The organism is Staphylococcus argensis (genome assembly GCF_002902305.1).
Lineage (GTDB): Bacteria > Bacillota > Bacilli > Staphylococcales > Staphylococcaceae > Staphylococcus > Staphylococcus argensis.
Genome location: NZ_PPPX01000001.1, coordinates 250,649 through 263,363, shown reverse-complemented (window position 1 = coordinate 263,363; position 12,715 = coordinate 250,649). Strand labels below are relative to the sequence as shown.

Here is a 12,715-nt window from a genome sequence, read left to right as displayed (position 1 = left end):
TTACTGACTTGAAAGTCGAGTACTTCTTCTCATCTCATGTCGAGGTTAAACCAGAGTCGTTAATTATTCTTCAGTCGTTTCAATTAAGCCGTATTTACCGTTCTTACGTTTATAAACGATACTAGTTCCTTCAGTGTCTCTATCTCTAAAGACGAAGAAATCGTGACCTAATAGATTCATTTGTAACACTGCTTCCTCAGCGTCCATCGGTTTCAAACTGAACTGTTTAGAACGGATGATTTCAATTTCGTCTTCGTCATCGTCCTTACCCGCTTCAGTATTGTAAGTCGCTTTGATTTCTTGATCATCAGGCAGTGCCGCAAAGACATCTTGAATACCATGATCTCTGTTCTTTCTGTTCACACGTGTTTTATACTTTCTGACCTGTCTTTCAAGTTTGCTAGTGATTAAATCAATGCCTGCATACAAGTCATCATGGCGTTCTTCAGCTCTTAAAGTCACATTCTTAAGTGGAATTGTCACTTCAATCTTAGTCGCTGAATTATGATACGTCTTCACTTTAACGTGTGCTGTTGCATTCGGAACGTTATTGAAATAGCGTTCTAACTTACCGATCTTCTCCTCGATGTAGTTGCGAATCGCATCAGTAATAGTGAGGTTCTCTCCATGAATTTCAAATCTAATCATTGCAATCGACTCCTTTAAAACCTCTATTTATATATTGTTCCTTACTTATATATTACCACGTTCACCCTACCGTGCAAACGTTAACACTCCTAATTTTCTGATTTTTCTAACATAAAGTTGTGCGCCTGCATTGTGGACGGTCAAACCTGTTGTGTAGATATCATCTACCAATAATATAGATTTGTTCGCAATATTAATTTCACTGTTAAAGGTAAAAGGATTGGCAGAACGCGCTCGCTTCATTTTACCCAAAGCGGACTGCTTCGGACGAATCCGTGTTTCTAACATCTCAGTGTAATGGACATGCATCTGATCTAACACGACTTTCACTGGATTAAATGTCCGTCCGCGATCACGTTCGACCGGTGAAGGAATGGGAACGATGTAATCAAACTGCTCTTGAGGAAGACGCACTTTCGAAGCAATCACCTCAGCCAACGCTACGTCCTTGAGAAACTTGTACTGATGAATAGTTTCACGCACCATCCCCTTATACTGATAGGTACAATACAACTGATCGATGAGACGATACGATTGCTCTAGAAAAGCACAGTCGAGACACGTGATTTCATCTTCTGCTAGCACTTTGAGACATCTTTGACAGCGTCTTACATCTGAAGTGTCGTCTTTGGTCAGACACATATCCTCCCATTGTTGCTCACATGACGGGCAAATTAAAGGCGTTGCTTTATAGAAATTGAGGATGTGAAGCGGTTCGTGAAACTGAGCGTGACACTGCATGCATCTACTCATGAATCCACCCTCTTTCCAAAGCGAGACGATTCATCGCACGGATATCCCGACGCGCCCTCAACATCTCTCCGGTAATACCTTCATGTAAAAACAACACACGCCCGGTTGGCGCTTCTTTCTTACGCCCTACCCGTCCTGCAATTTGAACTAGTGCTGCTTTCTTGAACGTATGGCTGTTCACGACTATGACATCGAGTTGCGCCATCGTAAATCCTCGTTCAAGAATGGTCGTGGTAAACACAATTCGGTGGTGTCCCTCTCGTAACGCTTGAACTTTATCATGACGTAACGCATCTTCACTATGGACAAAGATTAAATCCGGAAACGCTTGCCGATAGTGAGCATATGCTTGAACCATCGTCTCAATATGATTGAAGAAGACGAGTGTATAACGCTGCTTATCGACTTGTTCTTGAAATAGATGCATGAGTTTGAGTTGGCGACGTCGTGGTTTTAATTTAAAAAGCTGAAATTGTGGAACAGGAAGTGGATGTTGATGAAAACGCGCAGGCAACCTAACGATATGCGTCTCATCAAAGTTTCGTAATAAATCGTTTGGCGGTGTAGCAGTCATATAAATAATAGCATGGCGTTCTTTACACGCAGCATGTAACGCTTGCGTCAAAGTCGGGTCCCCTGCAAGAGGAAATGCGTCGACTTCATCGACAAAGACCACATCGAAATGTGCTTTAAAACGATACAATTGATGTACTGTCGCAATAACAAAGTGGCCCTCTCCATGTTGTGTTTGGCCTTGGTACAAGACGTCAATAGTTTCAGTCGTAAAAGCATCTTTCAAGCGATAGCTAATTTCGATGACAACATCCACGCGTGGAGATACTACTGCAACATTGTCGCCACGTCTCCGTGCAAGTTGAATCGCTTCAAAGATCATCTCTGTCTTCCCTGCTCCTGTCACTGCATATAATAATAAATCTTTATATTCTGTTACTGCGGCAACAATCTCTCTCGAAGCGTACGTCTGTTGAGCCGAGAGTTCGAAAGGCAAGTGATAGTCCGCTTCACTTTCAAACTGTTCTGAAGCAATCTGATAAATCGGATTGATGTTGTCCATACGACCAAGTTGGATACAATTACGGCAATAGCATATCTCTGTATCAAGCATTTTAGAATAATAAGTGTAAAATAACTGAGCATCTGTATTACCACATTGCTGGCATAAATCGCCTTGTTGATCGCGCGTCACGCCAGTAGAGGTCTGGCTAACCGTCTCTGTCGTTATTACATCTAAGTTGTCAATTAATCTTCCGTAGTATTTAATATCGTAACCTCCTATAAAAAAAGAATGCGCCAAGAGCACGCTTAAGAAGCATGACTACAGTTACAGTCAATTTATCATTATTGAGAGACATCCAAGCCTTTTACTCAAAAAACTGACCTTACAGTTAACCATACACTTCTTAATATATACTCTGACACATTCCATAATGATTCGTCTTAATGATCTCTAATAATTCGTGGCATATAACCGAATCCAATACCACCTGAACCAAGGTGCGCTGCGATTACAGGTCCAAAGTTAGAATAGATAATGTGCGCATCCGGTCTTTGACGTTTCGCTTCCTCGTACATCCACTCTGCATCTTCTTCGATATCACCGCCGATGACATAGAGTGTTAAGACATCATAATCTTCAACACGAGCAAGCACTTTCTTCACGATGGCTTTTAATGCACGTTTCTTCGTACGTACTTTCTCTTCAGGTACGATGAGACCGTCTTCAAATTTCAAGACAGGCTTCATTTTCAACAAATTACCTAACCATGCTTGTGCCCCTGTAATACGTCCACTCTTCTGAAGATTCTTCAAATCATCCACCATGAGAATCGCACCTGTCTCTTCGCGAATAGCAACTAATTCGTCGATAATCGCATCAGGTTCATATCCCTCTTCAATCATTTCAATCGCTCTTAAAGCGTAGCCACCTTCAACCATGGCTGCAAGTTTCGTATCAAATGGATGAACGTTAATTCCGTCCACCATGTCTCCAGCTTGCTTTACAGTTTGGTAACAGCCACTTATACCCGTGGAAATACATATAGCAATAACATCGGTATAGCCCTCATCACGTAAATTCTCAATACGCTTGATAAACTCTCCAATTGCTGGCTGACTCGTTGTAGGGATGGTCTTTTCACTATGCATACGTTCGTAGAATTCCTTAGCGAAAAGTGTGTCCCCTTCTATAAAATTCTCACCGTTTTCAAATGTAACACTTAACGGTGCAATCTCGATGTGATATTTATCTATAAGATCTTGTGGGAGATAGCTGGTTGAGTCTGACAGTACAGCAATCTTCATCTTAATCCTCCTAAATTATACTTAGCACAATCATACCTTATTTTTCACTAAAAGAAAATTGCTTTTTACATTTAATCTCATCTACCGTTCAGTGTATAATAAAAGGTATTACGACTTTAAATAGTGTGCGTGAAGCTAAGCTGTGCTTAGTCAGCCCGTGATAGAGCGCATTTCCTACTCGACGCTCGGTGTCATTCACGCAAAGAGAAACGAAGGATGTGACGACAGAATGGACGCCATCATAACAGTTAAAAATGAACATACGATTGAAAATGTTATTAATAAATCAAGATTTATCGCTCACATTAAACCTGTGGAAACAGAACAAGAAGCGAAAGACTTTATCGCTCAGAAGAAGAAAGAACATCACGAGGCGACCCACAACTGCTCTGCCTATACTGTGGGCGACCAAATGAACATTCAGAAAGCAAATGATGACGGTGAACCAAGTGGTACAGCCGGTGTACCCATGCTAGAAATATTAAAGAAATTAGATACACATAATGTTTGTGTCGTCGTAACACGTTATTTCGGCGGAATTAAATTAGGTGGCGGTGGCCTCATTCGTGCATACAGTGGTGCTGTGCGCGACGTCATTTATGATGCAGGACGTGTTGAGCTACGCAGCGCACTCCCGACGACGGTGACTATCGGCTATGATCTTACTGGCAAACTTGAATACGAACTGGATTCTACGCCTTACATGTTGCGCGATACGACGTATACTGATAAAGTAAGCTATCAAATTGATGTCGTTGAAGCGGATTACGACGACTATGTTGAATTTCTCAATCGAGTAACTGCCGGTCAGTATACCTTAGAGACGGGCGAACCTATGCGCTTGCCGTTTGATATTGAGACTAATTAAACGTAATGAGATGACGAAAGCCACTCCCTGATTAATGCAGCGGAGTGGCTTATTATTAGTTGTAAAATGTTTATTGTAAATATATCACTGAGCTTTAAACCCTAATGATGCGCTTGGCTACAGAGAAATTCTCTTTAAAAATTCACTCTCCTCGATGTTTACGCTCTCTCTGTTCAATTAATTTCAACAACGGACGGTAGTCATCATCAATCAATCCAGTAAATTCTACAATCAATTCAATCGTAATCACGATGAGGATCAACATCATGAGCACGCCCCATGGTTGTGATAAGTATAGAATAATACTAGATAGACTAAACATAAGCGCAATGGAGTAGATCAGCATTACGGTTTGGCGATGCGAATAACCAAGTTGTAATAACTTATGATGTAAATGGGATTTGTCTGCTTGCATAATATGTTGCCCTTTCTTCACACGACGTATCATTGCAAACAACGTATCGATAAATGGTACTGCAAGGATGACAATCGGGAAGAATAGCGATACAAAGGTAATATTTTTAAAACCTAAAAGAGATAAGAAACCGACGATAAAGCCAATCAGCAATGCGCCACTGTCTCCAAGGAAAATCTTGGCTGGATGGAAATTGAATACTAAAAATCCAAGTAATGTACCGAAAAGTACGCTACAAATCATAATAATAAAGATATTTCCTTGTAAAATCGCGATAAAACCAATCGTTAACAAGGCAATCGCTGAGACGCCTGAAGCCAATCCGTCTAAACCGTCAATTAAATTAATTGCGTTCGTAATCGCGATAATCCAAATTACAGTAATAGGCACGCTCAAAATACCAAAATGAATCGTTGGTCCAATAGGTAACGAGATGAAATCAATCGTCACACCGTAGAAGACTACGACGAGCGCGGCCACAATTTGTCCTGCTAATTTCACAAGTGGTTTCAAATCATAAATATCGTCAATTAAACCGACGAGATAAATAATGACTGCACCAATAATGAGCGGTTTCACTTCCGTTTCGATAGGATGTCCTAACCAAATCCCGATGAGAAATGAAAAGAGTATGACTGTTCCACCTAGCACTGAGACAGGTTTCTTATGTATCTTGCGATAATTGGGTTTATCTACAATTCCTAATCTATAAGATATCTTAATAATAATAGGCGTTATAATTAAACTGACTATCATAGTGAATAATACGAGCAATAATGTATACATCAGTTCACCTTCAAATATTTAAATTTCGTAAGGTTGGTGAAAGAAAGTCTAACATGTGAGGTCATTAGTAAAATAACTTACACATAGACTTAACTTACCCTTTACTTTCATTTTACTTTACTATGCTACAATATGTCACTTGAAGATATAATAACGCATATACTTTTGATAAGACAATCCATATCATAGAAGATTGTTAATTTAATCTTGGAATTATAAGTTGTTGGGAGTAATTATAAATCATTTACACTAAAACAACTGCTCGACCGCTCACCTGCAATTTACTCAAAAGAGAGCCCTCTACTTTTACTCAAAAGCGATATCCCCCACATTCACTCAAACGCTTTGAACAATTTCGCCTACTACATACGCCATCTCGAACTCCATCCTCCTATCCAAACAAACGATAAATACCGCCCGAATCTGAGGAACTAAATGACAAAAAGTAGAATTTCACTTACAATAACAAAGGAGATTTAAAAGGAGCGAACCAGTCATGTTTGAAGCTATCATTTACAACATTGCAGTTACTGTTGCAGGAATCTACTTATTCCATCGCTTACAGTATTCTGAGAATAAAAATATGGTGTTCTCGCAAGTGTATGTGGCCATCCTAATGACCATCATTGCGCTACTCTTAGCTGTCAATCCGATACCATTGATGAATCGATACGAACTCTATCTCACGTTCGTACCGCTACTCTTCCTCGGTCGTTATACGAATATGTTCTTTACCGTCAGCTCAGCCGTAGTGGTATCCATCGTCAGTATACTCGTCTTTCACTACGACTATATCGGCAGCATTACACTTATCGTTATTGCGGTCATCGTCAGCGCTATCGGACCTTTCTTGAAGCAAAGTGATTTCGCTTCAATTCAAATTCTTAATTTAATCACTCTCGTCTTATTACTTATTCTAGCGTTGATCAGCCCTTACTACGAGTTAGTAAAATTAATGTTCTTAGTGCCATTATCTTTCGTCTTAACAATCACGGCATCTTTGACTTTCTTAGATATTTGGCATTTCTTCTCTCTCGTCAATCGTTATGAAAATGAAGATCAACTCGACTACCTCACAGGTTTGGGTAATGTTAAAGAATTCGACCGTCACCTCAACGAGACGTCACGTCTTGCCGATGAGCATCAAGAAGGTCTAGGTCTACTGCTCATCGATATCGATGGCTTTAAAGATGTTAACGATGATTACTCTCACCAAGCCGGAGATGCGGTGTTACGTCAGATGGCACAACTACTCATCAATTATGTGCCCGAACATATCAAGATCTTTCGAAATGGCGGCGAAGAATTCTCTATCGTGTTGCGTAACTATTCACTCGATCAATGTGTGAAACTAGGCGAAAGTATCCGTAAAGGCGTGGAACAATCGTCCTTCCACTTACCTGATAAAGAAGTCATTAAACTTTCTGTATCTATCGGCGTAGGCTATTTAACGCGCGAAGATTACAAATCACAACGCAAAGTCTTTAAAGATGCAGATGATATGTTACATGTTGCGAAAAAAGAAGGACGAAACCAAGTCATGTTTAACCCAATTATCAAGGTTTAGTCTCACACTTTTCTGGTAATAACTAACTAGTCATTATTAATATTTAAGCTTGCCCATTGGGGTGTGACTAGCGCACGTTAACGTGTGGCTAGTCTCATCCCTTTTTTAAGGTGCAGCACAGAAATCCCCAACCCTAAAGTACTGCACGTGCATTATTTTTAAGCGCACATTTTAGAAAAATGAAAAATTGATTACAACTCAAAAAATATATTGAAAGAAGACCGTCCAAGCTGTAAACTTTCAATAGCTCTATTGTGGTGAATAGGAGGCGCACTTATGTCAGAATCAATTACAATCATCGACGAAGATAAGGTCATCGATCTCGTGCTCGTAGCCGGACGGATATTGCTAGAGAGCGGTGCTGAAACTTATCGAATAGAAGATACGATGAACCGCATGGCTGCCAGCTACGGTTTAAAGGATACATATAGTTTCGTGACGTCGACAGCGATCATCTTCTCGTTAAATAATCGTACTAACACGCGTTTAATCCGCATTCGAGAACGAACAACAGATTTAGAGAAGATCGCTTTAGTTAACAATATTTCTCGTAAAATTGCAGCGCACAAATTAACAATCGATGAAGCGAAATCAGAACTCGTACATCTACATCATATGTCTTTACAATTTACGACAGTATTGAAATTCTTCGCTGTTGCTATCGCATGTGGCTTCTTCCTATTTATGTTTGGAGGCGTAGCGCATGACTTTATTTACGCAGTCATTGCCGGCGCTGGTGCATTCCTTACATTTGAATGGATTCAGAAATTTATCCAAATTAAATTCTTCTCTGAATTCATCAGTGCAGCTGTGGTTATCTTAATTGCCGCAACGGTAACGCATCTCGGTTGGGCATACAATCAGAACACGATTACCATCGCTGGTGTCATGCCGTTGGTGCCTGGGATTCTGATCACCAATGCGATTCGTGACTTGATGGCCGGCGAGCTTATCGCGGGGATGTCCCGTGGAGTCGAAGCTGCCCTAACGTCATTTGCGATTGGCGCAGGCGTTGCCATCGTATTATTAATCTTTTATTAAGGAGAGACGCAGACATTGAGTATTTTTGTGTATATCTTTCACTTTATTATCAGTTTCTTAGCTACTATCCTATTCTCAATCTTATTTAATGCGCCGCGGCGTCTACTCTTAGCCTGTGGTTTCGTTGGTGCCATGGGTTGGATTATTTATAAACTGACGTTAGATGCAGAGCTAGGTAAAGTTATGGCCGCCTTTCTCGGTAGTTTCATCTTGGCTTTGATGAGTCACATTATGAGCCGTCATTATAAAAGACCTGTCATCATCTTCATCGTGCCCGGCATCATTCCTCTTGTCCCTGGAGGATTGGCGTACGAAGCTACACGCTTCCTCGTGTCTAACGAATACACACACGCCGTTAATACATTTTTAGAGGTTACACTGATTTCCGGTGCCATCGCATTCGGCATTCTGTGTGCCGAAATCGTTTATCACCTTTATATACGCATTAAGCAATACTTTGGGCGTATTAAAGGGAAGACCTATCGTAAAAGTTATAATATGAATAACCGTGCTTAAATGATTAACATTTTATCCAGAAATGATTGAACGCTAACGTCAATTTCCATTCTTTATTGTCTTTTCTTTCCTTTTCAGTTTGGTAAAAGGACAACGGCATTAAATAGAATGAGGAATTGGCGTTTTTCTGTTTGTACATGCGTATTTTGGGCCTACAGGAACACAATTCTTCATACGACAACATTATTTCGAGCACGCACTGACTTCTTTTAACACTCCCTACCGTACTAGCCTTTTACAAACCTCAAACAACTTCGCGTAAAAAGGATACAATCACAGATTTCTGTCTTTCTCACCCACACACGTTATAATAGGTATACAAGAAAAGGGGTTGATAGAAATGAAACAACAATTAATCGAGCGTTTAAAGACCTATGCTCAAATCGATACACAATCAAATCCTGATTCAGATACGACACCTTCTACAGACAAACAGTGGGATTTACTCAAACTCTTAGAACGTACATTAACAGATATGGGACTCGAAACAGACATGGATGAGAATGGCTACCTCTTTGCGACACTCAATAGCAATGTCGATGCTGAGGTACCTACAGTCGGCTTTCTCGCTCATGTTGATACCTCACCTGATTTCAATGCGAGCAATGTCCACCCTCAAATCATCGAAGCGTACGACGGTCAGCCTATTCAGCTTGGCAATACAGATCGCGTGTTAAGTCAAGATGTCTTCCCTGGAATGAAACAAGTGGAAGGCCATACATTGATGGTAACTGATGGGACTTCACTCCTTGGCGCTGATGATAAAGCAGGGGTAGTCGAAATTGTTGAAGCCATGCGCTATCTCACAGAGCATCCTGAGATTAAACACGGCCGCATCCGAATTGGTTTCACTCCTGACGAAGAAATCGGACGTGGTCCACACAAATTTGATGTTGACCGCTTCGATGCGGATTTCGCCTATACGATGGATGGCAGTGAGTATGGGGAGCTGCAATATGAAAGCTTTAATGCGGCAGGTGCAATGGTGACATGTCATGGTGTGAATGTTCATCCTGGTTCTGCTAAAAATGCGATGGTTAACGCCTTATTACTCGCACAGCAGTTTAATCAATTGCTTCCGCAAGATGAAGTGCCTGAACGCACTGAAGGTTACGAAGGTTTCTATCATCTCATGCAGTTGAATGGTGATGTTGAAGAGGCGAAGTTACAATACATTATTCGTGATCATGATCGCGACACATTTGAATCACGTAAGACGAAATTGCTCGAAATTCGCGACGATATTAATAGTCATTACGCTAACGACCCTGTTGAAGTAGACATTGAGGATCAGTACTACAATATGGGCGACAAGATTCAAGCCGTACCTCATGTGATCGACATTCCGAAACGCGTCTTTGAACGTTTAGATATCACGCCGAATACTGAACCGATTCGTGGCGGCACTGATGGTAGTCAACTGTCTTTCAAAGGACTTCCGACACCAAATATTTTCACAGGTTGCGCCAACTTCCACGGTCCGTTTGAATACGCTTCAATCGATATCATGGAACAAGCTGTGAAAGTCATCGTGGGAATTGCGGAAGAAGTTGCGAAGTCACAAGATACGACAACGACTGATTAATTGTCGACTTTTTATTTCGGTAAAATGATTTTTAGCCCATATGAAAAAGGCCTTAAACTTGAGTGTCCTCACTCACCGTTTAAGGCCTTTATTTATATGTTATTGATCATTTAAAGTGGTTTGTAGTAATTTAATAGCTTGAACTGTATAGTGACGAATTTGAATACCCATTTTAAAATCAGTGTAAGACTTCGGCATCTCAATAAAGGTATTGAACATCGCTGTGACGCCGAGCGACTCGAAGTGCTCGAACTTGTCCGGCGTAGCGCAAATCGCAATCGATGGCTTATCATACTTCGTCGCGAGCTCAGCAATACGTTGAGTTGTCGTCTCTAACACATGGTCGCGTTCGTTCACTCCTTCACCGAACAGAATCAAGTCGGCTTGTTCAATTAAACTTTCCAAGTGTGTAATTTGGTCGACGAGCTCATGGCTTGTCATAATTTCCGCTTCGAACATTTCACTGAGCAATGCTGCAATGCCGCCACCAGCACCCCCACGTAGGACAGGTCCCAAAGTGAGCCGTTCTTCACTCTTCAATATTTCACTAAAGTACCAGACTAAATTGTCGATTTCTGCTGCTTTCTCACGCGTTAAACCATAAGCTTCATATGTCTGCATAATTTCACTGTGACGTCCGTAGAGCTTACTGTCGAAGTCAGACATAACTTGGATACGCGCACTTTGTAAGCCTGAATGTAAATCCGAGAAGTCAACTTTACGGATGTACTTCAACACACGTGGGCCTTCAGTTACATCGATAGGTTGCGCTTCGTCATCGTAGAAACGTGCGCCTAAAGCCTGTAACATACCTGCCCCACCATCAAAGCTATCTAAACCACCGAGGGAGATAACTAAGTGTTCAGCACCATGATTTAAGGCGTCTGCAATCACTTCTCCCATACCATAACTTGTGCGAGCTTCGATTGATTTCTCACCTTTTAAGAATAAATTACCTTCAATGACTGCCATGCCCTTTTCAGTAATTCCATATAAAGCTTCAACGGGATTCATATCTGCATCATGTACATTAAGGCGGTATTTCGTTCCTGATTGCCATAAAAATACTGAATCTGTAAGTTCATGACGTCCATTAAATAACGGAACTTGTACAATATCAGCAGAGTCGATTTGACTTGCGACCGCTTCTTCTACATATCTATTCGCCTGGTAACTTGAAATAATACCATTAAATTCGTCCATGGCTACTAATACTTTCATTCTGTCACCTCATCTATTTCTTACTCATTACTTACTGTTTGAAAATTAATTGTTGATACTTAAATATCTGTATTATAGATTTTCTTTCTGTTCTTTTCTGAATTTAGTACATTTAGAACAAATAATATAGAGTGTGAAAATCCATACTTAAAGTTAATCACATGTATTTTCAATGTAGACTCGAGACGCTTGATGGATCTAGACCACAATGAAAATCCATTCTTTGAGCGAAAAGAATTAGTTGAGTGTGGTCCTACGCAGTTGCTGACTGAATTCGAGAAGGCTAACGCTTTCTCGAACTCTAGTCAGCTTTACGGGGGAAGTACTACGAAATCATAGATTTCTGTACTTCTCCCAAGCAAGCGAGAGTCACAACATTGAAAATTAAATATACTTAATTTTGCTAAAGATTCATCGAATTGTTCAATACTCTATTATACATGTCCTGTGTCACGATTTCATGAAATAAGAAATGGGAGCAGAACGATGCCCGTAACTTACGTTTACACGAGACAACTTCTACTCCCTACCGTCACTGTTGAGAAAGTTATAATAACCTTACTCTAAACGTGACACATGCTTGATTCTTTATTCTTCAGCTTTAGCTAATGTTGCTACGTTAATATCATCGTGACTCGCATGCCACTTCACTTTGCCATCTACAAAGTAGAAAGCTTGTGGTGATTCATGCTTCACGCCTGTTTGCTCTTCGATATAATCAGATAAATTTCTTTCTTGTTGAACGATTAAATAATAACCGTCCATGTCCCTTTCATATAAGAATTTGTTGAACTGATCATATGCATTCGCAGAAATCGGACATGTCTCACTGTGTTTCAGTATATAGACATAACGATTCTCCTCTAGCACTTGTTCAAACTGGTCAATCGAACTCAGCTTTATAGCCATTCTATTCACCTCTAAGATAATTTAGCGAGCAGACGTCTTACTTTATCGAAATTGAGATGAGATTAATACACGATGTTACATCGA

Annotated in this window: 12 protein-coding genes; 5 read left to right on the top strand and 7 right to left on the bottom strand. The window is 40.5% G+C overall.

The genetic code is table 11. The features are described 5' to 3' along the window. Positions 1 to 63: 63 nt before the first annotated feature. From hpf to fakB1, 4 genes are all read right to left on the bottom strand, one after another. Positions 64 to 648 carry a ribosome hibernation-promoting factor, HPF/YfiA family gene (gene hpf / locus CD039_RS01300; RefSeq protein ID WP_103370819.1) on the bottom strand — a complete coding sequence of 195 codons (585 nt, stop codon included), beginning with the start codon at positions 646 to 648 and terminating at the stop codon, positions 64 to 66. A gap of 66 nt (positions 649 to 714) precedes the next feature. After that, entirely contained in the window at positions 715 to 1,401 is a 687-nt protein-coding gene (locus CD039_RS01295) for a ComF family protein (RefSeq protein WP_103370818.1), read from the bottom strand. After that, complete coding sequence (locus CD039_RS01290; RefSeq protein ID WP_103370817.1) at positions 1,394 to 2,716, bottom strand: DEAD/DEAH box helicase family protein; 1,323 nt, start codon at positions 2,714 to 2,716, stop codon at positions 1,394 to 1,396. The genes CD039_RS01295 and CD039_RS01290 overlap by 8 nt, the downstream gene beginning before the upstream one ends. Before the next feature lie 143 nt (positions 2,717 to 2,859). Then, positions 2,860 to 3,723 carry a fatty acid kinase binding subunit FakB1 gene (fakB1, locus tag CD039_RS01285; protein WP_103370816.1) on the bottom strand — a complete coding sequence of 288 codons (864 nt, stop codon included), beginning with the start codon at positions 3,721 to 3,723 and terminating at the stop codon, positions 2,860 to 2,862. Positions 3,724 to 3,952: 229 nt separating this feature from the next. On the opposite strand from fakB1, the gene CD039_RS01280 reads away from it, so the two are divergent. After that, on the top strand, positions 3,953 to 4,591 hold the full coding sequence (locus tag CD039_RS01280) for a YigZ family protein (protein ID WP_103370815.1): 639 nt from the start codon (positions 3,953 to 3,955) through the stop codon (positions 4,589 to 4,591). A 142-nt stretch (positions 4,592 to 4,733) separates the two neighbouring features. Here the strand turns inward: CD039_RS01280 and CD039_RS01275 are convergent, their stop codons facing one another. After that, on the bottom strand, positions 4,734 to 5,792 hold the full coding sequence (locus tag CD039_RS01275) for a glycosyltransferase family 4 protein (protein WP_103370814.1): 1,059 nt from the start codon (positions 5,790 to 5,792) through the stop codon (positions 4,734 to 4,736). A gap of 496 nt (positions 5,793 to 6,288) precedes the next feature. Between CD039_RS01275 and gdpS the strand changes: the two genes are divergently transcribed. The 4 genes from gdpS (at position 6,289) to pepT (ending at position 10,501) form a co-directional block, all read left to right on the top strand. After that, positions 6,289 to 7,359, top strand: coding sequence for a GGDEF domain-containing protein GdpS (gene gdpS, locus CD039_RS01270; protein WP_103370813.1), 1,071 nt, complete (start codon positions 6,289 to 6,291; stop codon positions 7,357 to 7,359). A 276-nt stretch (positions 7,360 to 7,635) separates the two neighbouring features. Further along, positions 7,636 to 8,400, top strand: a complete 765-nt coding sequence (locus CD039_RS01265; protein WP_103370812.1) for a threonine/serine exporter family protein — start codon at positions 7,636 to 7,638, stop codon at positions 8,398 to 8,400. Positions 8,401 to 8,421: 21 nt separating this feature from the next. After that, a complete protein-coding gene (locus CD039_RS01260) occupies positions 8,422 to 8,916 on the top strand; it encodes a threonine/serine exporter family protein (protein WP_040806453.1) in 495 nt (164 codons plus the stop codon). Between the two features lie 340 nt (positions 8,917 to 9,256). Next, positions 9,257 to 10,501, top strand: a complete 1,245-nt coding sequence (pepT, locus tag CD039_RS01255) for a peptidase T (protein WP_103370811.1) — start codon at positions 9,257 to 9,259, stop codon at positions 10,499 to 10,501. 99 nt (positions 10,502 to 10,600) lie between these two features. Here pepT and CD039_RS01250 read toward each other — a convergent pair whose 3' ends face one another. Further along, entirely contained in the window at positions 10,601 to 11,722 is a 1,122-nt protein-coding gene (locus tag CD039_RS01250) for a glycerate kinase (RefSeq protein ID WP_103370810.1), read from the bottom strand. A 588-nt stretch (positions 11,723 to 12,310) separates the two neighbouring features. After that, positions 12,311 to 12,631, bottom strand: a complete 321-nt coding sequence (gene ytxJ, locus CD039_RS01245; protein ID WP_002471822.1) for a bacillithiol system redox-active protein YtxJ — start codon at positions 12,629 to 12,631, stop codon at positions 12,311 to 12,313. Positions 12,632 to 12,715: the final 84 nt, after the last annotated feature.